25 protein-coding genes are annotated in these 20,439 nt (G+C 69.3%); 14 read left to right on the forward strand and 11 right to left on the reverse strand.

The features are described 5' to 3' along the window. The first annotated feature begins 2 nt into the window (after nucleotides 1–2). A complete protein-coding gene (locus HUT12_RS21600) occupies nucleotides 3–713 on the forward strand; it encodes a response regulator transcription factor (protein ID WP_131051085.1) in 711 nt (236 codons plus the stop codon). Continuing rightward, on the forward strand, nucleotides 710–1,726 hold the full coding sequence (locus HUT12_RS21605) for a sensor histidine kinase KdpD (protein ID WP_176094531.1): 1,017 nt from the start codon (nucleotides 710–712) through the stop codon (nucleotides 1,724–1,726). The genes HUT12_RS21600 and HUT12_RS21605 overlap by 4 nt, the downstream gene beginning before the upstream one ends. A gap of 39 nt (nucleotides 1,727–1,765) precedes the next feature. On the opposite strand, the gene HUT12_RS21610 is transcribed toward HUT12_RS21605, so the two are convergent. Next, entirely contained in the window at nucleotides 1,766–2,287 is a 522-nt protein-coding gene (locus HUT12_RS21610) for a hypothetical protein (protein WP_176094532.1), read from the reverse strand. A gap of 115 nt (nucleotides 2,288–2,402) precedes the next feature. On the opposite strand from HUT12_RS21610, the gene HUT12_RS21615 reads away from it, so the two are divergent. After that, the gene (locus HUT12_RS21615) at nucleotides 2,403–2,978 is read left to right on the forward strand and encodes a GIY-YIG nuclease family protein (protein ID WP_254876921.1); all 576 of its coding nucleotides are present in this window, start codon (nucleotides 2,403–2,405) and stop codon (nucleotides 2,976–2,978) included. A gap of 244 nt (nucleotides 2,979–3,222) precedes the next feature. Here the strand turns inward: HUT12_RS21615 and HUT12_RS21620 are convergent, their stop codons facing one another. After that, on the reverse strand, nucleotides 3,223–3,423 hold the full coding sequence (locus HUT12_RS21620; protein WP_176094534.1) for a hypothetical protein: 201 nt from the start codon (nucleotides 3,421–3,423) through the stop codon (nucleotides 3,223–3,225). Nucleotides 3,424–3,487: 64 nt separating this feature from the next. Between HUT12_RS21620 and HUT12_RS21625 the strand changes: the two genes are divergently transcribed. From HUT12_RS21625 to HUT12_RS21635, 3 genes are read left to right on the forward strand one after another with little or no spacing between them, the layout of a single operon-like run. Then, complete coding sequence (locus HUT12_RS21625) at nucleotides 3,488–3,835, forward strand: PadR family transcriptional regulator (RefSeq protein WP_236145535.1); 348 nt, start codon at nucleotides 3,488–3,490, stop codon at nucleotides 3,833–3,835. Beyond that, nucleotides 3,832–4,869 (forward strand): hypothetical protein, encoded by a 1,038-nt coding sequence (locus tag HUT12_RS21630; protein WP_176094535.1) that lies wholly within the window; start codon nucleotides 3,832–3,834, stop codon nucleotides 4,867–4,869. The genes HUT12_RS21625 and HUT12_RS21630 overlap by 4 nt, the downstream gene beginning before the upstream one ends. A 10-nt stretch (nucleotides 4,870–4,879) precedes the next feature. Then, the gene (locus tag HUT12_RS21635; protein ID WP_176094536.1) at nucleotides 4,880–5,374 is read left to right on the forward strand and encodes a DinB family protein; all 495 of its coding nucleotides are present in this window, start codon (nucleotides 4,880–4,882) and stop codon (nucleotides 5,372–5,374) included. A 58-nt stretch (nucleotides 5,375–5,432) separates the two neighbouring features. Here HUT12_RS21635 and HUT12_RS21640 read toward each other — a convergent pair whose 3' ends face one another. Continuing rightward, complete coding sequence (locus HUT12_RS21640; RefSeq protein ID WP_176094537.1) at nucleotides 5,433–8,261, reverse strand: LuxR family transcriptional regulator; 2,829 nt, start codon at nucleotides 8,259–8,261, stop codon at nucleotides 5,433–5,435. Between the two features lie 248 nt (nucleotides 8,262–8,509). Here HUT12_RS21640 and HUT12_RS21645 point away from each other — a divergent pair, with 248 nt between their 5' ends. Continuing rightward, nucleotides 8,510–8,929: a peptidase inhibitor family I36 protein gene (locus HUT12_RS21645; protein ID WP_131051093.1), complete on the forward strand. Its 420-nt coding sequence runs from the start codon at nucleotides 8,510–8,512 to the stop codon at nucleotides 8,927–8,929. A gap of 140 nt (nucleotides 8,930–9,069) precedes the next feature. Next, nucleotides 9,070–11,799, forward strand: coding sequence for a tetratricopeptide repeat protein (locus tag HUT12_RS21650; RefSeq protein WP_131051094.1), 2,730 nt, complete (start codon nucleotides 9,070–9,072; stop codon nucleotides 11,797–11,799). A 77-nt stretch (nucleotides 11,800–11,876) separates the two neighbouring features. Here the strand turns inward: HUT12_RS21650 and HUT12_RS21655 are convergent, their stop codons facing one another. The 3 genes from HUT12_RS21655 to HUT12_RS21665 form a co-directional block, all read right to left on the reverse strand. Beyond that, nucleotides 11,877–12,245: a hypothetical protein gene (locus HUT12_RS21655; protein WP_131051095.1), complete on the reverse strand. Its 369-nt coding sequence runs from the start codon at nucleotides 12,243–12,245 to the stop codon at nucleotides 11,877–11,879. A 288-nt stretch (nucleotides 12,246–12,533) separates the two neighbouring features. Then, the gene (locus HUT12_RS21660) at nucleotides 12,534–12,926 is read right to left on the reverse strand and encodes a nuclear transport factor 2 family protein (protein WP_131051096.1); all 393 of its coding nucleotides are present in this window, start codon (nucleotides 12,924–12,926) and stop codon (nucleotides 12,534–12,536) included. Between the two features lie 69 nt (nucleotides 12,927–12,995). Beyond that, nucleotides 12,996–13,502 (reverse strand): SRPBCC family protein, encoded by a 507-nt coding sequence (locus tag HUT12_RS21665; protein WP_131051097.1) that lies wholly within the window; start codon nucleotides 13,500–13,502, stop codon nucleotides 12,996–12,998. A gap of 56 nt (nucleotides 13,503–13,558) precedes the next feature. Here HUT12_RS21665 and HUT12_RS21670 point away from each other — a divergent pair, with 56 nt between their 5' ends. Genes HUT12_RS21670 through HUT12_RS21680 form a run of 3 tightly spaced genes read left to right on the forward strand, consistent with a single transcriptional unit; the run spans nucleotide 13,559 to nucleotide 15,337 of the window. Next, a complete protein-coding gene (locus tag HUT12_RS21670; protein ID WP_176094538.1) occupies nucleotides 13,559–14,179 on the forward strand; it encodes a TetR/AcrR family transcriptional regulator in 621 nt (206 codons plus the stop codon). A gap of 10 nt (nucleotides 14,180–14,189) precedes the next feature. After that, nucleotides 14,190–14,864: an MOSC domain-containing protein gene (locus tag HUT12_RS21675; RefSeq protein ID WP_131051099.1), complete on the forward strand. Its 675-nt coding sequence runs from the start codon at nucleotides 14,190–14,192 to the stop codon at nucleotides 14,862–14,864. Then, nucleotides 14,852–15,337: an N-acetyltransferase gene (locus HUT12_RS21680; protein ID WP_131051100.1), complete on the forward strand. Its 486-nt coding sequence runs from the start codon at nucleotides 14,852–14,854 to the stop codon at nucleotides 15,335–15,337. Before HUT12_RS21675 ends, HUT12_RS21680 begins: the two co-directional genes overlap by 13 nt. Here the strand turns inward: HUT12_RS21680 and HUT12_RS21685 are convergent. The 3 genes from HUT12_RS21685 to HUT12_RS21695 form a co-directional block, all read right to left on the reverse strand. Next, nucleotides 15,327–15,779, reverse strand: coding sequence for a SitI3 family protein (locus HUT12_RS21685; RefSeq protein ID WP_131051101.1), 453 nt, complete (start codon nucleotides 15,777–15,779; stop codon nucleotides 15,327–15,329). The two genes, HUT12_RS21680 and HUT12_RS21685, sit on opposite strands and share 11 nt — an antisense overlap. Nucleotides 15,780–15,793: 14 nt before the next feature. Then, nucleotides 15,794–16,204 carry a hypothetical protein gene (locus HUT12_RS21690; protein ID WP_131051102.1) on the reverse strand — a complete coding sequence of 137 codons (411 nt, stop codon included), beginning with the start codon at nucleotides 16,202–16,204 and terminating at the stop codon, nucleotides 15,794–15,796. A 185-nt stretch (nucleotides 16,205–16,389) separates the two neighbouring features. After that, nucleotides 16,390–16,917 carry a DUF6244 family protein gene (locus HUT12_RS21695; protein WP_176095908.1) on the reverse strand — a complete coding sequence of 176 codons (528 nt, stop codon included), beginning with the start codon at nucleotides 16,915–16,917 and terminating at the stop codon, nucleotides 16,390–16,392. 185 nt (nucleotides 16,918–17,102) lie between these two features. Here HUT12_RS21695 and HUT12_RS21700 point away from each other — a divergent pair, with 185 nt between their 5' ends. Both HUT12_RS21700 and HUT12_RS21705 read left to right on the forward strand, forming a co-directional pair. Continuing rightward, entirely contained in the window at nucleotides 17,103–17,714 is a 612-nt protein-coding gene (locus tag HUT12_RS21700; RefSeq protein ID WP_131051103.1) for a YdeI family protein, read from the forward strand. Between the two features lie 46 nt (nucleotides 17,715–17,760). Beyond that, nucleotides 17,761–18,270, forward strand: a complete 510-nt coding sequence (locus HUT12_RS21705) for a YcxB family protein (protein ID WP_131051104.1) — start codon at nucleotides 17,761–17,763, stop codon at nucleotides 18,268–18,270. 6 nt (nucleotides 18,271–18,276) lie between these two features. Here the strand turns inward: HUT12_RS21705 and HUT12_RS21710 are convergent, their stop codons facing one another. Together HUT12_RS21710 and HUT12_RS21715 are read right to left on the reverse strand one after the other, a co-directional pair. Further along, nucleotides 18,277–18,942, reverse strand: coding sequence for a hypothetical protein (locus tag HUT12_RS21710; RefSeq protein ID WP_131051105.1), 666 nt, complete (start codon nucleotides 18,940–18,942; stop codon nucleotides 18,277–18,279). Between the two features lie 118 nt (nucleotides 18,943–19,060). After that, nucleotides 19,061–19,531 (reverse strand): hemerythrin domain-containing protein, encoded by a 471-nt coding sequence (locus HUT12_RS21715; protein WP_131051106.1) that lies wholly within the window; start codon nucleotides 19,529–19,531, stop codon nucleotides 19,061–19,063. A gap of 124 nt (nucleotides 19,532–19,655) precedes the next feature. Here HUT12_RS21715 and HUT12_RS21720 point away from each other — a divergent pair, with 124 nt between their 5' ends. After that, entirely contained in the window at nucleotides 19,656–20,330 is a 675-nt protein-coding gene (locus HUT12_RS21720) for a nucleotidyltransferase domain-containing protein (RefSeq protein WP_176094539.1), read from the forward strand. Nucleotides 20,331–20,439 lie beyond the last annotated feature (109 nt).

Below are 20,439 nucleotides of genomic sequence, written 5' to 3' on the forward strand. Positions count from 1 at the left end.
GGATGGGACATCGCGTGCTGGTGGTCGACGACGACCCGACGGTCAGTGACGTCGTCCGGCGTTACCTGGAACAGGCCGGCTGCGAGGTTCAACTGGCCGCCGACGGCGCCGACGGTCTCGCCGCGATCGCCGCCGCGCGCCCCGACCTCGTGGTCCTGGACCTCATGATGCCCGGCATCGACGGTCTGGAGGTGTGCCGCCGGATCCGGCGACAACTGCCGGACCTGCCGGTGGTCATGCTCACCGCCCTCGGCGAGGAGGCCGACCGGGTCCTCGGTCTCGAAGTCGGCGCCGACGACTACGTCACCAAGCCCTTCTCCCCCCGCGAACTCGTGCTGCGCATCCGCTCCGTGCTCCGCCGCACCGCCGCACCCGCCGCACCGCCCACCGCCTCGGCCAAGCTCGTCGATGCGGCGCTGACCGTGGACACCGCCCGACGCACCGCCAGGCTGGACGGTGCACCGCTGGCGCTGACCTCCCGGGAGTTCGATCTGCTGATGTTCCTCATGCGTCATCCCGGGCGCGCCTGGTCCCGCAGCGACCTGCTGGACAAGGTCTGGGGCTGGCAGTTCGGCGACCAGTCCACGGTCACCGTTCACGTCCGCCGCCTGCGCGAGAAGATCGAGAACGACCCGGCCGAGCCACAGCGCATCCGCACCGTCTGGGGCGTCGGCTACCGCTACGACCCGCTCGACGAGGACACCGGCGCGTGACCGACACGCTGCTCATCGGGCTCTATGCCCTCGCTGCCGGCGGCGCCGTCGGCCTGGCCGGCGCCGCAGCGCTGCGGCTGCTGCGGGGCCGGTCGATCCTCGTGCACATCCTGGTGCTGCTCACCGTCACCGTGCTCGCCGTGGTCGCCGGAATCGTCACGGTGGCACAGGCCATGTTCCTCTCCCCGCACGACCTGTGGGTCGTCCTGGTCACGGTCAGCGCCGCCGCCGTGATCAGCCTCGCCGTCGGCACCGTCTTCGGCAGTCGGCTGGCCGCCTCCGCCGTCTGGGCGCAGACGGCCCGGGACCGCGAACGGCGGTTGGAGGCCGGTCGTCGGGAACTCGTCGCCTGGGTCTCCCACGACCTGCGTACTCCCCTGGCCGGGCTGCGGGCCATGGCCGAGGCCCTCGAGGACGGCATCATCCACGACCCGGCCGTCGTCGACGAATACCACCGACGCATCCGGGTGGAGACCGACCGGATGGCCCAACTCGTCGACGACCTGTTCGAGCTGTCCCGGATCAACGCCGGCGCGCTGCGACTCGTGCCCACCACCGTGCCGCTCCGCGACGTGGTGTCCGACGCGATCGCCGGAGTCGCGCCGCTCGCCGCCCGCCGCCGCATCCACCTGATCGCCGCGGACAGCGGCTGGCCCTACGTCCGTGCCGGCGAACGCGAACTCGCCCGGATCGTCAGCAATCTGCTGATCAATTCCGTGCGGTACACACCGGAGGACGGCAGCGTGCACATCGCCGCCGGCCACGATCCCGACAACGTGTGGCTGGCCGTCTCCGACACCTGCGGCGGCATCCCCGGCGAGGACCTGGACCGGGTCTTCGACGTCGCGTTCCGAGGCGAACGGGCCCGCACACCCGGGGCCGCCGGATCGGGCGGTGGCGGAGGGCTCGGCCTGGCCATCGTGCGGGGCCTCGTGGAGGCACACGGCGGCCGGGTCGCCGTCCGCAACACCGACCGTGGCTGCCGATTCGAGGTACGCCTACCGGCCACCTGAGCACGACCCGGTGGCGCGGGCAGCGCACGGCCACGAGACTCACGAGTCGCGACGTAGTTCCCGGAGTACACCGTGCCGGCGCAGGGCCCAGGTGAGACGCCGGACGCTGGCGTGCCGGACGAACAGCACCGCCGCCCGACGGATCAGACCGAACCGCTTGTTGCTCTGCTGGTCGTCGATCGCCTGCCAGATCAGCTCACGCACCCGGGCACTGTCCAGAGCCGCCCGCACCTCACGGCGTACCGTCGGGTCCTCGGCTGCCGACGCGATGGCCGCCGCCTGGCCCGGCTGCTTGACCAGCGGTTGCACCGCGGCGACCAGAGGGCGACGCACGTCGTCGTTCTCCAGCAGCAGCAACACCGCCTCCCGGATCTCGGGCGTGTCCAGGCCGGTACGCAGCAGCGTCAACAGGCTGCGTTCCACCTCGTGGTCCCGGTCCGCCACGGACAACCTCGCCAGCAGGTGTGTCACCTCGTCGAGATCGACGAGGTGACGCAGCCCGTCGCGGAACTCCGGCAGCTCCCACGCGACCTGGAGGGCCTTGGCGAGATTGCGATCCATGGACAACCCGCTACCCGTTGCCGACGTCCGGCGAAACCCCTCCGACTCGGGACCCCACCTCCGCGCAGGTCCGGCGGCCCCGGCCACGATCGGCCCGGGGCCTAGGATGGTCTCGATGACCGTTCACCAGGTACGACCCGACGACCTTCCCTCCGACGACGACCGGATCGACGAGGCCCTGCGGCTGCTCTCCGGCGTACCGGTCGAGCTCGATGTCGCCACCAAGCGGCTCAGTCGGGGCAGCGGCGTGTACGCCTGGTGGGCCGACCCGCTGGTCCTGCCCGATCTTCCCGGGCCGCCGAACGAGCACGTCCCGTCGCTGCGGATGCTGTATCTCGGGCGGGCGACCAGTCTGCGGGGTCGGATCCTGCGCAACCATCTGCGGCGGTCGGGCAGCTCGACGCTGCGCCGTACGCTGGCCGGGCTTCTGCTGGCGGAGGGCTACCGGACCACGTGGACCGATCGGGTCGTCCTGGTTCCGGAGGACGAGGCGCGGCTGACCGCGTGGATGTCCGCGCACCTGCGGTTGACGTGGGCCGAGGATCCGGAGCCCACGATCATCGAGGCCGAACTCGTGCGGCGTCTGCACCCGCCGCTCAACGTGCACGGCGTCGATCCGGAGCACCTTCAGGCAGCCGTGATCGCCGCCAAGGACGCGTACAACACCAGCAGTCAGCCGGACCAGCCCTGACCGGTGGGCGACGAGTGGGCGGGGCCGCGACATGAGCGCCACACCCACAGCCGCACCACCGACGCAGAGGTCCGGCGCGTGACGCGGTGCGGCCGGCACCGACCGGTCAGGTGCCGGCGGACGTCACGACTGTCGACGCGTCACCGCCGCTGAGCTCGTGGGATCCCGGTGGCTCCGAGAGCGTCCGGCGTCCGCAGCACACACAGGGGTAACGACTCACCCGCTCAGCCTGCTCCGGGAGGTGTCAGGCAGGCGGATCGGGGTCGGGATCAGGCTGCGGTGGGGTCCGGGTCAGGACGGCGTACCCGTGATATCCGGGGCCGAGGACGATGGTCGCCCGATGCTCCGGTGGGGCGCCGAAGGCACTGCTCTGCACCACGGGCACCACCGGAGCGAAGTCCGGTCCGCCGAGGTCGCCGGGGTCTGCCGCGTCACCGTCGCCCATGACCACTCCCGCACGTCGTCGATTCCTGCTTCCATCATATCTTGCCTGTCACTATATTAGGTGGATGAGTTCTCGGGCGATGACCGAACCGGCCTTCTTCATCCTCACCGCGCTGCTGGACGCCCCCCGTCACGGCTACGGGATCGTCGCCGAGGTCGCCGACCTGTCCCAGGGACGGGTGCAACTGAAGATCGGCTCGCTGTACGGGGCACTGGACCGGCTCGTCGGAGACGGCCTGGTCGAGCTCGACCGCGAGGAGGCCTGGCAGGGACGGCTGCGCCGCTACTACCGACTCACCGAACCCGGCCGCGACGCCCTCGACGCCGAGGCCCAGCGGCTGGCCGCCAACGCACGCCTCGCCTCGACCCGGCTGCGCGACCGACGCGACCCGATCACCGGGACGTCCTCGTGAACCGGCTGGAGGAACGCTACCGACGCGTCCTACGACTGCTGCCCACCGCCTACCGGCAGGAGTGGGAGGACGACATGGTCGCCGCCTTCCTGGACAGCATGGACACCGGCGACCCCGAGACCGCCGCATACCTGGCCGACTACGGACGACCCAGCCTGTCGGAGGTCGCCAGCATCGCCTCCCTGGCCGTCCGGCTGCGCCTCGGCGGCGCAGACGCGTCACCCCGCTCGTACGCTTGGGGCCAGGCCGTACGCCTGGCGACCCTGATGACGATGCTGACCCACGCCGTCATGGTCACCGCCGGCATCGGCGTCACGCTCTGGCTCGCCGGGAAGATCGCCTGGTTGCCGGCACCGGCATCGGACTGGGCACCCACCACCTCGTCGAGCGTCTGGCTCACCACCTGGAATCTCGCCGGCTACGCCTGGCTGCCCGCATACCTGGCGCTGGTCCTCGGACAGCGGCGCGTGGCCCAGGCCGTCGCCCTGATCGCCGTGGTGCCCCCCGCGATCACCACCGTCGTGACCCAGGCCGCCGGAGACACCCCACTGACCGTCTCCCCCTGGGCGATGCGGCTCGTCGACGTCCTGCTGCTCCTGGGCATGACGGCCTTCCACCAGGGTGCCCCACCGGTGCCCCGTCGACCCTGGCTGCTCGCCCTGCCGATCGGCATCCTCCTGGTTCCCGTACCGCTGTTCACCCTCCAGGCGGTCGCACCGGCGCTCCGGCTGCTGGACTGGCCGGGCCTGTCCTGCGCGGCGGTCACCGTCGCCATCGTGGTCCACCTGACGGTACGCGGACCGCGTCGCCCCGCCCGTGCGCTGCCGTGGTCACTGGCGCTCACCCTGCTCGCCGTGGCCACCGTCGCCCTGCGGGCCGTGACCCTGACCGACTACCACCACCAGATCCAGCGCACCGCACTCACCACGATCGCGTCCGTGGAGGTCGTCGCCGTCCTGGCGGTGGGCGTACCACTCGCCGTGCTGGCCCGACGGGCGCTGCGCCGACTCCCTCCGGCCGCCGCCGCGACGTAGGGTCGGATCCATGCTGGAGTCCCAACGCGAACGCGTCCCTCTCAACGACGGCGGCGAACTGGACACGGCGCTGGCGTTCCTCGCCTTCGCCCGGTCCTGCGTCCTCAAGAAGGTCGACGGTCTGGACGACGAACAGCTACGACGCCGTCTGGTCGTCTCGGACACCACGCTGCTGGGACTGGTCCGGCACCTGACCGACGCCGAACGCTACTGGTTCGGGTACACCCTGGCCGGCGACGCCCGTCACGCCGACGTCGACTTCGCCATGGCGGTCGCTCCGGACCTCACCGGGGCGCAGATCGTCGACGACTACCGTCGCGCGATCGCCGAGAGCGACGCGCACATCCACGCGGCGGACGGCATCGACAGCCGCACCGCCCAGCCGGTGGACGACGGGCCGCGCACCCTGCGCTGGGTGCTCGCCCACATGACGAGCGAGACCGTCCGACACGCCGGGCACGCCGACATCCTGCGGGAGCTCGTCGACGGCGTCACCGGGCGCTGAGCAGCGGACACCCGCCCGATCCGGTGCTCACGACAAACGGTGCCTACGCATCCCGGTGTCAGTCGGACGAGACGAGTGCCGCCTGAAGTTGGCCTCGCGAGGTGATGTTCAGCTTGCGGTAGGCGTTGGTCAGGTGGATTTCGACAGTGCGGCGCGTGACGAAGAGTCGCTGGGCGATGTCGCGATTCGTGGCACCCGCTGCGGCCAAATGAGCGACACGGAGTTCCTGCGCGGTCAACGCCTCGGGCCCCGACAACGTGTGACGGCGTGGACGGGCACCGGCGGCCAGCAGTTCGTCGGTCGCCTGGCGGGTCAGCAACTGCGCCCCGCAGCGGCTGGCGTGATGCAGGGCCCGGCGCAGCGGCTCCTGCGCGGCACTGCGCTCGCCGTTGCGGCGCAGCGCGGCGCCGTACTCGAACAGGGCATGCGCGTGGTGGAGCGGGGCAGACGTGCTTTCGAGGATGGTCACAGCTTCCCGCAGCAGGGCGAGACGTTCCGCGCCCTTGGCGACCGCAGCCGCCGACCGCAGGGCAGTGCCGAGCGAGCGCGGGGATCTGAACCGTCGAGCCAGTTCGACTTCTTCGGCGGCCAGGGCGCAAGCCTGGGCGGTGTCACCCAACGCCAGGTGCGCCTGCACCTTCTCGAAGCGCCACCCCGCGAACGCCGGATTGGTGTACCCGGCGGCGGTGAGCGCATCGCCGCAGACGGCCAGGTCGACGAGCGCGTCGGCCGGGCGGTGCTGATGGAGACGGAGCCGGGCTCTGGCGAGGTGGAAGAAGTGGGAGATCAGCCAGTTCAGCGGTAGGTGGGTTTCGAGACCGAACGTGGTGAGCACATCCTGGGCGGCGGCGGTCTCGCCGCAGGCGACCAGAGCGTCGACGAGCACTGCGGCGGCCAGGGGACGTTCCTCGGGTCTCTCCTGGTAGATCTCCAGTGCCGTCTGACCGTCGGCTTCGGCCTCCATGAGCCTGCCAGCGTCGATCGCGGTATGTGAACGCAGCACCGACAGATAGCCGAGCGTGGTGAGGTCACCGTCCTGTCTGGCAGCGTCGATGCCGGCATCGAGGAGCTGCAGCGCATCATCGTTCTGGCCACAGATGGCCAGCGCCGCGCTCGCCAGGTTGACCAGCAGGCCGAAGCCTCTGGCAGGTAAGGGACCCGTCGCGGCGACAGTGGCCATGCGGGTGACCTCGTCCGCAGTCCGGTCCCCGGTGGCAGCCGTGAGGAAGGCGAGAGTGGCGTACACCATCCGGTCCGTGTCGGCGGTGGCGGAGAGCCCGGATACTGCCTGTTCCAGTTGGTGAATCCAGATGTGAGGCGGATCCATGGCGGTGAGGCCACCGAACGCGGCCGCAGCGAGGACGCGGATGGCGATCTCCGGACTGTCTCTCGCGGCGCTCTGTGCGTACTGCAGGAGGTGGCCGCCGTGATGGTGCTGCCCGGCGATCACCAGTTGGGTGCCGAGATCCACTGCCGTCTCGGCGGGGATGGCCGTGGTGTCGGGTGTGTTCAGGAGTGACTGTAGGCGGATCCCTGCGTCGCCGAGCCGGTTCGCTCGCACCAGGGCCCGGATCAGGTCGACGCTTACCGAGGTACGAACGGATGGTGCGGGTGGCTCGATCATTGCCCGCTCCAGGAACCGGACCGCGTTCTCGATCGCGCTGCGGCCGGACGCGGCGTGTGCGGCGCTGTGCAGGGCGTCGGCGACCCACGGATCACAGGTCGGTTCGCAGGCGAGCAGATGGGGTGCGATGTGTTCCGGAGCCACCTGTTCGGTCGCCAGCAGCAGGGCTGCCGCCTTGTGCAGGTGGGCACGAAACGGTGCGCTGATGTCGGTGTAGACGGCGGTCCGAAGTAGGGGATGCACGAAGTCGAGGGGTAGCCCTGGCGCAAGGACGGCCTCGCGGACAAGAAGGTCGACGGTGTGTGCGGTCTGGTTCGCGTCCGTGTCCGGCCGCGTCGGTCCGGCGGCGATGTCGGCGAGCGTCGCGACCCGGTGCAGCGTGGCAGAGCTACCGAGCACGGCCACGGCCCTGGCCAGGTGCAGGGCCTGGGGTCCCATTGACGTGATGCGCGCCAGCACCGACCTGGTGATGAAGTCGGATCGCAGGGCTCCCAGGTGGTGCACCTCGCTCGCTCGGGCGGCAACGCCTTTGACTCGTAGCGCGTTGATCGCCTCGGTGAGCAGAAACGGGTTGCCTCCGCTGACGGTCGCGCACGCCTCGCAGAAACTCTCGTCCGCGCCCGGCGACAAGGTGTCACGAACCAGCGCCGCGACGGCCTCACGGCCCAGCGGAGCCAGGGGCAGAATGTCCGCGCTGACGCCGCTCAGGACCTGTGCAGTGGGTGAGCGGTCGTGGCGCCAGGCGGGGCGGGTGGCGAGCAGCAGCAGGATCGGCAGGTGCGTCACCCGTCGCGAAAGATGAGAGAGGAACCGTAGCGACGCCTCGTCGGCCCAGTGGACATCGTCGACGACCAGCAGCAGTGGTCTCCGTTCGGCGAGGTTGGCACAAAGCCAGTGCAGAGCATGGACGACATCGCCCACCGACGTGTCCGGGGAACCAGGACGGCTGTCGAACACCACCGAGGCGAGCCGGGCTGCGCCGGTGAAGAGATCCGCGCGATCCGCCGGCGCGACAGCATGCAGGGCCGGTTCGAACAGTTGCCGTACGACTCCGAACGGCATGTCCTGTTCAAGTTCACCGCCGTGTGCGGTGAGCACCCCGACCTCTTGGCCTTGAGCGGTTCGGCACACCTCCGCAAGCAGCGCCGACTTGCCGATTCCGGGTGCGCCTTCGACGAGCACGATCGCACCGGTTCCCGCGTCGAGCCCGGCAACGTGATCCCGGATCCGCAGTTGCTCGTGATCGCGTTCGAGCAGAGTCACGAGTCAGACAGAACGACCGCAGCTTCGCGCTCTCCGGGGTGTCTCGGCCGCACGAATCGCTCGACGGAGATAAATCCTTCGGTGGGTACCGTGATGCCACCTCGGCGCGTCTCCGCAGATCCTTGGTTCATGGCACAAGAGGTTAACCGAAGGCGGCAATGATCCGAAGTGGATGTTCCGCTAATGATCGATTGGGCCAGCCACGGCAACCCCCGACTCTGCCGCCGTCTAGGCCGAAAGGACGAAGAATGCGCAGAACCAGAGCCACCATCGCCCGCGCCATGGTCCTCATCCTCGGAGGCGTGTCGCTATTCGCGGCGCTCACCCCGACCGCCGCCTCGGCAGCCACTCCCAGGAACGGCATCTGCGAACCCGGCGAGATCTGCTTCTACTGGGGCCTCGGAAAGACGGGGTCGCTCTCCGACTTCACCGGATCGCTCGCGAACTACGGCGCGACCCAACCCAGCTGCTACGACTTCAAATCGCCGGGCCTCGGGCAGGGCCAGTGCCTGAAGAACAACGCCGCCTCGGCGTGGAACCGTAGTGGCCGCACTGTCCGCGTCTACTACAACAGCAACTACGCCGGCTCGTACGACGACGTGGCCGCCGGTGCGCTGCGGAACCTGAGCAACACCCTCCTCGACAACGCCTCACACAAGTTCCTCTGAGCCCCAGCCAACCCGCTCAGCGTTCGGCGCCGGAGCCTCTTCCGGCGCCGAACGGGCACACCCATCGTGGAACATCCACCAGTGCCCGATGACCAACCTTCACGCACGCAAGGAATCTCCGACCCGGAGAGGAGTTCGCCGTGGTGCCCTTCGGCGATGCGCTGCTCGGCTGGCTCGTCTCGGCTGCCGGCACAGAAATGTTCCGTCGACTGCGTGGCGACCGCGTCAAGCCGGCCATGCGGATGGTCGTGGCGGACGCTGTCGACACGACCCTCATCGAGATCATCGGAAAGAATACCCAGCGCGCACAGGGTCCAGCGCGGGAATTGCGCCGCGCGCTATTGAGCCGTCGTGACGGTATCAGCGTGATCCAGGTGAGCGATCGTGCGGAACTGGCGACGGCGCTGCGCAAATGGCTCGACGTCACCGCCGGCCGGGGACCCGAGCAGGGCTGGCCCGCGACGCCGGAAGTCGTCGCGGAGTGTCTGGCTCGTAACATCGTCGCGGGAATTCACGGAAACGCACGTGCCGGCGGTGTTCTCGCGCCGCTGTCGGAGTGGTTGTGGCGCAACGAGGCCGTCGAGATCCTGGGCCACATCAGGTACAAGGTGGACCAGATGCCGCTTCCAGATCGTTCCCGCGGTCACCTGCCTGGGCAGATGCCGGACTTCACCGGCCGCAGCCGGGCCGTCGAGGAACTGTCCGAGAGACTGGCCGCGCACGATCCCTCTGGCACCGTCGTCTCGATCAGTTCGGTGACCGGAATGGCCGGCGTGGGCAAGACAGCCCTTGCGCTGCACGTCGCGCACCGCTTCGCGGCGAGGTATCCGGACGGCCAGTTCTTCATAGACCTCCACGGTTACACACCCGGCCTGCCTCCGGTCACCCCGCTCGTGGCGCTGGAACAGTTGCTCGACCAGGCCGGTGTGCCCAGCCACAGCATCCCCCCTGACCTGGAGCGTCGGCAGGCTCGCTGGCGGGTCCGGATGGCCGGACGGACGGCGCTGGTCGTGCTCGACAACGCGCTGAACGCCGCACAGGTCGCGCCGCTGCTCCCGATGTCACCGGGCAGCCCTGTGATCATCACGAGCCGCAGCCGGTCCGTCGCACCATTCGGTACCCGGCCGCTGTGGCTGGACGTCATGACACCGCAGGAGTCCGCCTCCCTTCTGGTGCGGCTGGTCGGCGCCGACCGCTGTCAGGATGTGGCACGGGTGGCGAGGGTGACGGACCTGGCGGGTCACCTTCCGCTCGCCGTCACGGTCGTCGCCGGCCGGATGAACAGCGACCCGACACTCGAACTGGCCGACGTGCTTACCGATCTGGCCGACACGAACCGCCGGCTTGGCGAGAGCGATGCGGAGTACGCGGGTACACGAACGAGCTTCGAGGTCTCGATCGACCGGCTCGACGAGGTGACGCTCCACGCGTTTCGGCTCGTTGGTGTCCATCCCGGCCCCACGATCGGTGTCGAGCAGTTCGCCGCCCTGCTCGACCGCCCCCCAGGGCAGGCATCTCAGCTCCTGCGAGACCTCGGTGACCGCAACCTCGTCAGGCCCACGCGAAGATCCGGCAGCAGGCGCTGTTACGAGCAACACGACCTGCTTCGCGACTACGCCCGGGACCAAGCGGGCAGCTCGCTTTCGCCGGCGTACCGCACGGCGGCGCTCCACCGCCTCACGACGTGGTACCTCGCTACGCTCGACACGGCCGTGCGGCACTGGTACGCGACCGCGTCGACCAGCGTCGATGACGCGCCGGGTCGGTTGAGACTCGACAGTCCGGACGACACCCGCGCCTGGCTCGTCGCCGAAGAGGACAATCTCATCGCACTCACCGCCATCACCGGGGACCGGGACGCCGCCACGCTGGGAACTCTCGCGGCCCGCCGGCTGTACCTGCTGGACCATCACGTCGCCGCCAATCGTCTTGCGCAACGCAGCAGGGAGACCTTCCAGTTACTTGGTGACCGTGGTGGCGCCGCCCGTGCCCAACGGATTCTCGCCGACGTCGCCCGGGCCACCGGCGATTTCCCCGCCGCCTCCCGGCTCTCGTCCGGTGCGGTGCTGGTCAGTCGGGAGGTCGGCGACCACCTCGGCGAGGCGCTCGCCCGACAGAGCCTGGGCGACGTACTGCGACTGCGCGGCAGCCTCGCCGAGTCGCGACAGCAGTTCGAGCGCTCGGTGGAGATCTGCCGGGAGATCCACGAGCAGCGTGGTGAAGGCCACGCTCTGCGTGGACTCGGCGACGCCTTCGTCGCCGTAGGTCAGTTCACGACAGCGGCGCAGCACTACACGCGCGGCGCCCAGCTAATGATCGACTATGGGGAGCAGTTGGGCGCCAACCACATTCGGCGTGGCCTCGGTGACGTCGCGGTCGGCCACGGAGATCTCGTCACCGCCGCCGAGCTGTACCGGTCGGCGTTCCAGACGTACCAGGAACTCGCCGACCGGTACGCCGAGGCACGGACCCTTCGTGACATGGGCGACCTCGTCCTGCTGCTCCACCAGCAGACCGTTGCCGAACAGCACCACACCCGGGCGTTGACGATCTGCCAGGAGATCGGCGACCGACTCGGCGAGGCTCACGCGCTACGCGGACTCGGCGACGTCGCTGCCGGCATGCAGCACTGGGACGACGCAGAGCGACACTACGCGGCATCGGCCGCACTCGCCGAACGACTCCACGACCTCGTCGGCCTGTCCCGTGCGTGCTGGGGACTGGGGCAGGTCGAGGTGGCCCGACAGCGGCCCGATCAGGCACGCAAGCTGTGGAGCCGCGCATTGCTCGGCCTGGAGCGGACCGGCTCCCCCTTGGCCGCACGTGTCAGGGAGGCGCTGCACGACCTGCCGTCGTCGGACCCACCATGACGGTCGGTCCACCGCCGATGGAGCGGTCCTGACGCGCCCGCGGATCCGTCAGCATCAAACCCGGCAGGCGTCCGTCCTCACGCGTCCTTGACCGCCTTCTCGTACGACTCAGCGATCACCGCCCAGTTCGTGGAACGCGCCGCATGATGGGTCGCCCTCAAACCGATGTACATGAACTGCACGACAAGCGGCGTGCCAAAGCACAGAAGGGCGCCGAGGACCTGGCCGAAGGTCAGCGCGCCCGGGAGGCGAGGCGCCGAGGCACCGACCGAAATCGCGATGATCGCGGTCAGCAGGGAACCGTATTTGAGGACGGTCTCCCCCATGTTCTGCCGGTTCGCGAAGGACGCGGACACCAACCGAGCCCGACTCGCCAACCGCCTCAGGTCGTCAGGGTTCTTCACGTCGTCAGGCTCCGGAAACCTGATCATCTTCACGTCGCCCATGCCCCGGCCCGTCCGAACTCGAACCGCGAGCAGATCCCAGCGATTCGGCTCACTACTTGGCGTACGAACGGCTTGGCAGCGGGAGAACGCCGTCAGCGGAACGGCGATGACTGACCGGACCTGGTCGCCGCCACTCTGCCGTACGGGGGATCCGACACCTCCGCGAGCAGTCTTTCTCAAGAGGGAGCCTTCCGTGCACACCAGCGATGCCCACAGGACGAGTGGGCAGTGGATGCTATTTACCGCTGAATAGCGGCTGACCTCCACTGTCGCTGATCTGACATACGGTCAGCTTTCGGCGGCCGGGTCGGCGGTCGACTGCGTCGGCCAGAAGGGCCACTCCTCGAACGCGACGCAGCGACCGTCCTCGGCGAAACGCATGATCCACAGATCGCGGTACTCCTGGGGGACCCGGTCGCCGTAGCGGACCTCCAGCCGCGCCACCGCGGTGTCGCCCTCCACGGCGACGATCTCACTGGTCATGTGGAACACCTCGTCGGAGCCGGTCCGCTCGTCCTCCCACATCGCCGCGATGGCCTCCAGGCCGATGACCGGTGTCCGGTACGGTCCCTGCTGGTAGCTCGCCTGCGGCGTGAAGATCGTCGCGAGTACGTCCGTCCCCGGCGTCCGCCACGCCTGTTCGTAGGCCGCGAGCCAGCCGGTCACCTGTTTCCTGTCCACGGATGCCAGCTTGCCACTCGACCGGGCGGCCGACGGTGATGTTCGGTCACACCGTGACAGCGGTGGGGCTCATCGCGCTCGGACGCGTCGGCGAACCCGCGAGACGATCCACCGCAACAGTCGAACCCACCTCGACCACCGGTGCGCAGCGTCGACCGGGGTACCGGTGAACAGTGCCGCCCTGTCCAGGCTGTCGGTCATCAGCGCCGCGTGCAGCGGCCGGTAGATCAGCGGGTACGTCAGGGCGGCGGGCCAGCGCATCCGCGCCACCAGTGAATGCCGGAGAACGCATTCGTCGCCGGCCGCCGGGATCAGCTCGTACTCGTGGAAGCCGTCGAAACCACGCGGCGCGGTGAAGCGGAACCGGATGCGCTGTCCCGGCTCGTACTGCTCGACCCGGTATCTGATCGGCCCGTGACCGCCGACCGCGCCGACGCCCAGCGGGCGGTCGAAGCGCATCGCCGGCCACCGTCCGGTGGGCCACAGTTCGTCGTGCGGGCCGGCGAGCGACTCGATCAACGGGCGGCAGCCCTGGACGGGCTGGAGCAGTCGACGTTCGTGCACGTCGCGGACCATCCGAACTCCGTACTAGAGAATGTTCGCTAGTTCAAGCAGCGAGTATTCTCTACTTCGTGCCACAGCCGGTCAAGTACTCCACCGACGTCCTGCTCGACGCCGTACGCGTACTGCTGCTCGACGGTGGTCCGGCCGCCGCCTCCGCTCGCGCCGTCTGCCTGGCCACCGGCGCCTCCAGCGGCACCGTCTATCACCGCTTCCCCACCCGGGACGACCTGGTCGCCGCCGCCTGGCTACGCGCCCAGGACCGGTTCCTGGACGCCTACCTCGGCGCACTGTCGCTGCCCGACACCGACCACGCCGTCGACGCCGCCGCCACGGTGCTCACCTGGAGTCGCACCCACCCCGAGGACGCCACGCTCCTCCTCCGACTCGCCCTGCGTGACCTGCTGCACCGGGACCTGTCCGCCCCACTGCAACGGCGGGCCGAGACCAACCAGCGGGCCCTGCACGAAAAGCTGACCGCACTGGCCACCCACACCGGCCAGCCACTGGCCGACGTGCTCCTCGCCGTCGTCGACCTGCCCTACACCGTCGTCCGGCGAGTACTACAGACCGGAAACGTCCCGACCGACGACGACGTCGCCGCCGTCCGCCGCGCGGCCACCGCCCTTCTCGCCCCGCACCCGGGCGTACGCGAGAAAAACCCGGCGCGGCCCGACCCGGACAGCCGATAGATTGCAGCCCATGGGCAGAATCCTCTCTGTCAACCTGGCCGTGCCGGAGCGAAGCACCGCCAAACGGGTCGGCATCACGGGCATCAACAAACAGCCGATCGACGGCCCCGTGGCGGTCCGCGCACCCGGCCCGAAGACCACCGGGCTGCACAGTGGACTGGTCGGTGACCAGATCTTCGACATCGAGCACCACGGCGGTGACGACCAGGCGGTGTACGCGTACGCCCGCGAGGACTACGACTGGTGGGAAGCCCGACTCGGCCGGGAGCTGCCCGGCGGAGTCTTCGGCGAGAACCTCACGACGGTCGACGTCGACGTGAACGGCGCGGTGATCGGCGAGAGATGGACCATCGGCGACGACCTCGTGCTGCAACCGACCTTCGGTCGCATCCCGTGCGTCACGTTCCAGGCCAAGATGGCCGAGCCCCACTGGCTCAAGACGTTCACCCGTGAGAACCGCCCCGGCGCCTACCTGCGCGTCCTGGCGCCCGGCGAGATCCGTGCCGGAGATGCGGTCACCGTGACGGACCGGCCGGCCCACGGCGTGACGATCGCGGACGCCTTCCGCGCCTACATGACCGCACCGGAACTCGTGCCCACGCTGCTGGCGATCGACGGTCTGCCCGACGACCTGCGGGAGGTGCTCGGCAGCCGTGTGTCAGCATCACGTCCATGTCTGAGCTGACCGTCCGGAGCATGACCGAGATCGAGTTCGGTCAGTGGTACTCCAGCCTCGTCCGCGTCTACGCCGACGAGCAGGTGGCGGCCGGGAACTGGTCCGCCGAGAATGCCCTGCAGATGGCCCGCCACAGCAACGAGACTCTGCTGCCGGACGGCTTCACCACCGCCGGCATGTTGTTCCTCAAGGGTGAACTCGACGACGGGACCGCCATCGGGGTGCTGTGGATCGGGCTCACCCATCCTCGGGGCATCGCTGACTGTGCGTTCCTCTACGACATCGAGGTCGAGTCGGCGCACCGGGGTGCGGGATACGGACGCAAGCTGCTGGCCGCCGGCGAGGACGTCGTCCGCCGGCACGGCGTCTCGGCCCTCGAACTCAATGTGTTCGGTGACAACGACCGTGCTCGGCGGCTCTACCAGAGTTCCGGCTACCGGGTGGTCACGCAGCAGATGCGCAAAACGCTGCTCAGGGCGTGATGAGGTCCGCAACGCCGTAATGGCTCCACCACGACGGATTGTGTCTGCGGATCTGTCCCTCGATGCGGGTCAGTAGCAGCCAGTTCCCGTCCTGGATCAGCGCTGCGTCCTCCTGCCGGCCAACAAGAACCCGCGCGACGGCTTTGATCATGGCCGGAATCCCGAGGTCGACGATGTCGTCGGCGCGCATGGAGAAGTCGATGTCGACGAAGGTTTGCGGCTCCCACTCCCAGCGGGACCCGTCGTCGTCCGCGTCGAAGTAGCCGTTGGTACCCGCGTTGACGCTCAACGCATACCCGCACGTGTCGTAGAGGCGAGCGCTGAGCGACTGTGGATTGGTGTCGTTTGGCTGCGGCCTCTCGACGGCGTTGGTGGCCACGAGGTCAGCCACGTGTGTTAGCGGGACATCGCCCGCCAAGGTCAATCTGAACTCGACCGCCATCCTGGCGCCTTCCCCTAGTCTCGCCGTACGATCTGCACGATCGCACCGTTCGGTGTTACGGCCACGAGTTCTTTCAACTTCTCGATGGGCCAGTGGTCGAACTGGTTCCGTAGGGCGGTGAGGTCCCCGTTCCAGTCGCGCAGGTTCAGCACGACGCGCTGGGTCTGCCCCTTGTCGACCTTCTTGTGAACCTCGGTCCACACACCCCGTACCGTCTTGCCCGGAGCGGGGGAATAGCAATCGAACACGTGGCCCTCGACCAGGTAATCAGGGTCTCTGTTCGCCTCGCCCGTGTCGCCGGTGTGCAGTCTCGCGGCGATGATCTCCTGCCGCGTCGGGTTCTGGTGAATCCGATAGCTCCTGTTGGCGACTATATCGGCACATTCGTTCTCCAACTCCAACGAACGTCGTCCCTTGGCGTCCAACCGCCTGGGAATTCTGGTCCTCGGCCCTGTCGGGGTTCCGCCCGGCACACCGGTTGGCGGCCTCGTCCAAGGCGCACCAGAGCCGCGTTCACCGGATGTGCCGTCTGCCGAGACGTGAGGTGTGGACGGCGGACCACTTCTGTCGGACGGGGCAGGGCTGGCCGGTACCTGACCTCCAGCCCACGCTAGTTTCCCGACGATCCCAACTGCCGTGCCTCGGCGATCGCCGCTTCGACGTGCTGGCGAGCACCACCGGTGCGCGTAATGACCAACACCAACACCTGCCTGATGCTGTCCAGGGATTGCAGGAGCGGTCCGGGCTGCCCGCCTTGCAGGGTCATGGTGACAAGTTTCTGCGCTTCACCGACCTGACCGACAGCCACGGCGGCCGCGTCTCGGGCGCTGTCCACCGCTGCCTGCACAGGTGCGAGCCCGGCAATTGTCTGCTGTGGGGTGGCTTCCTGGGGCACTGACACGGTGGCCTTCGTCGCTTCGCCGATCGAGCCGGCGATGCTTCCCAAACCGCTCTGGATACCCGTGATCGCATCGCGTGCCCGGGTCACGCCAGCCGCGACGGCGACGAAGCCAGCAGCTGCGGCCCGCACCGCAATCTGCTGCGCCTGCCGGTCGGCGCTGGCCGCCAGCCCTTGAGCCCGTTCCACACCGGTCATCAGGACGCGAAGTTCGTTAATGATCTTCTCAATGTGCGACACGAAGCCGGCGTCCCCCCGATCGATGACACTCAAGGTGTTTCACCGGGAAATTACCGGGGCTTACGCGGAGACACCAGACGCTGGCAGCCGGCTGCGGTTGTTGCTGTGAACGCCGGTGGTGGTCGCGGTCGGCCGACGCGCGGCAGGTGACGGTGCCGCTCCGGCGAAGGGGCTAGCCTACGGACATGGCGAGCGCCGAGCTGGATGAGTTGATCGTGGCGGACGCCGAGGAGCTGCGCGCGTGGTTGTCCGCCAACCATGCGACGTCGCCCGGTGTCTGGCTCGCCCTGACCAAGAAGGGCGGCACGGTCACCACGCTGACCTGGCAGCAGGCGGTCGACGAGGCGCTGTGCGTCGGGTGGATCGACGGGCAGGCCAAGAAGCGGGACGAGGAGACGTCCTGCATCCGGTTCACTCCCCGCCGGCCGCGCAGCATCTGGTCGCAGCGCAACGTGTCGCACGTAGCGCGGCTGGAGGAGCAGGGTCGGATGTTGCCCGCCGGGCGCGCCGCCGTGGAGGCCGCGAAGGCGGACGGGCGGTGGGCCGCCGCGTACGCCCCGTCCTCGGAGGCCGAGGTGCCCGAGGACCTCCTCGCCGCGATCGCCGCCGAGCCCGCCGCCCAGGCCATGTTCGACGTGCTCACGAAGACCAACCGGTACGCGCTCGTGCACCGCCTCAATTCCGTGAAGCAGGCCCGGACCCGGGAGCGGAAGATCGTCGAGTTCGTCGCGATGTTGGCCCGGCACGAGACGTTCCACCCGCAGAAGGCCACACCGCCGCAGTCGACGTCCGCCTGAGCGCCTGCTGCCGGTGGCCGGCGGCTGGGCGCACTATCGTTGCGGCGTGCGCATCCGTTTCGACATCCCCGCCGATCCCGCCTACCCCGGCCGCGTGGCCGCCGCGATGAGCAGCGACCAACTGCGCAGGTACGCCTCCGTCGGCGCGGTGCTGCTGACGGTCGGCGTGATCGGGCTGGTGGTCTCGCGGGGGTCGTCGTGGGGCGAGCAGATCACGCCGCTGTGGATGGCGATGGCCGTCGGTGGTCTGCTGGCGATGTTGTACTGGCCGTGGGTGCGGTTGCGGGCCCGGCGCCGGTCCGGCGGCTATGCCGTGGACGGCAGCTACGACATCACCGACGAGAACATCATGATGCGCAGCGGCTCGGAGTCCGGTGGCATCGCCTGGGAGGGTGTCTCCCGGGTGAAGGACACCCCCGAGTTCTGGGTCGTGTACGTCGACCGGATGCCGGCGACGGTGATCCCCCGCCGCCTGATGTCCGCCGGGGACGCCGAGACGTTGCGGACCTTCATGGCCGCCCGTGGGTTGCTTCAGGACGACGCGCCCCGGCGCTGAGCCGCGCTACCCGCAGAACTCGGCGTGCAGGTCGGCGTACGGCCGACGCCGGTCCCGGTACCGCCAGGGTCTGCCCACGACGATCTCGGCACAGCAGTGCGTCCCGGGTACGCGGGCGCGATGTGCCGGGCACTCCTCGGCCAGGGCGCGTACCTGCTCGGCTGCCCGCTCGTACGCCGTACGGCTGCCGGTGAGCACCAACGTCTCGGCGGCCACGTCCCACCGCAGATGGTCACGGAACTCCCGATGCCAGCCCCGCTCGTGCTCGGTGTCCGACAGCACGGGCCACGCGTTCCCGGGCAGGTCCACGGTGTGCGGACGTCCCGGGCCCAGCCGGGACCGGACCTGTTTCCACCGTGACGGCGGGAACGCGAGCCGGTGGTGCACCAGCACGAGGTCGAGCGGACGTCCCCACCCGCAGTCGTGACGCGCACCGGCACGGCGCAACGGAAGGTAGACGATCGTGTGCGGTGATCGGGCGGCCAGACCCCAGGCCAGGGCGAACATCGTCGCGGTGGGCGCGTCGAGGCAGAACTGGGCGCCGAGACGACCCTCGTAGAGGCCGGCGGATCCCGGCAGCCTCACCGGGCGCACGACGCGGTACTGCTGGTGCCCGAGCCGGACCGTACTGACCAGCACCCGCCAGGGGTGTCCGTCCAACCGTCGACCCACGCCCCACAGCCTCCCGCCGCTCACCGTCCGCCCTTCGCGTCGAGCATTGTCGCCGCAGCGGCCACCGAACGGCGACGGGATTTCTACCCGGTTGTCCGGTGCCCGCTGCGACGCCGGCTCAGAGGGGACCCAGGACCTCGTCGGGTGAGGCGTCCAGGGAGAGCGTTTCGAGGACCTGGAGCAACTGTCGCTCCTCGTACCGGAAATGGCTCTCCATGATCGCGGCGACACCCTCCAGGTGGCGATCCAGCTCGGCGACGGGCGCGGCCCGGTCGATGGCGGCCTGGAGGCCGCCGAGCAGGTGCGCGATCATCGAATGGTCCTGGCGGAGATAGCGCAGCACGGGCGCCAACTCCGGGTGGGCCGCCTCGATCGCCGGGAACAGTGTGGCGTCCTCGCCCCGATGGTGTCCGTCGAGGGCAGCGCAGAACCCGTGGCAGTACAGCAGCAGGTCGCGGGTGGCCGCCTCGCCGGAGGTGCCGTCGGCGACCGCGGTGCGGACGAGGTCGAGCGCCTTGCGGAGGCGGGTGTGGACCTGGCGAAGCTCGTAGCTCCAGGCGACGAGCCTGGTCGTCTCGCGCTCAGTCACGCGGAGACGAAGGATGCGACGTGAACACCGTCGTTCTCCCTCGGTAGGGCGCCTCCATGCCTGACACGGTCTGCCACCGGCACGCGACGCTCACCGGAGCATAGTTCATGGGTAGCCTGCCGTCGTGATCGATCTGGTCGAACGGCACACCGTCCTCGCGGTCGTGGTCGGGTCGCGGGCGTACGGGCTGCACGGCCCGGACTCCGACCTTGACCGCCGTGGGGTGTTCGTGGCACCCACCCGCGCGTTCTGGCTCCTCGACAAGCCGCCCACGCATCTGGACGGACCGGCCGAGGAACAGTTCTCCTGGGAGATGGAGCGGATCTGCGTCCTGGCCCTGCAGGGCAATCCGACGGTGTTGGAGGTGCTCTGGTCCCCGCTGATCGAGGCGATCACGGTCGACGGGGAGGAGTTGCTGGCGATGCGGCGGGCCTTCCTGTCACGGCGGGTGGCGGAGACCTACGGCAACTATGCCCGTGACCAGCTCGACCGGGTGACGGCACGGCGGGAGCGGACCGGCGAGACGAACCACAAGCAGGCCATGCACATGATCCGGCTGCTGCTCGCCGGGGCGCACGTCCTGCGTACCGGTGAGGTCCTGGTCGATGTGCGGCACCTGCGCGAGGAGCTCCTCGCGGTGCGGCGCGGCGACCTGGCCTGGGAGTCGGTCACCGCGTGGGCCGCCGACCTACAGGCCACCCTCGCCGACGCGGCAGCTGCCACCGCGCTGCCGGAGCAGCCCGACCGGACTGCCGTGGACCGTCTGCTGACCACGGTGCGGGAGAGGAACCTGCGATGACCGTCGACGTGCCGTCGTGGGCTGGATGCGGATCGGCTGTCTGGAGACGGACCTCGCGGTGATCGGGTGGCGTACCCGGCTGGGCTGAGTCCGGACGCCGGGTCGTCTG

The organism is Verrucosispora sp. NA02020, assembly GCF_013364215.1.
Taxonomy (GTDB): domain Bacteria; phylum Actinomycetota; class Actinomycetes; order Mycobacteriales; family Micromonosporaceae; genus Micromonospora.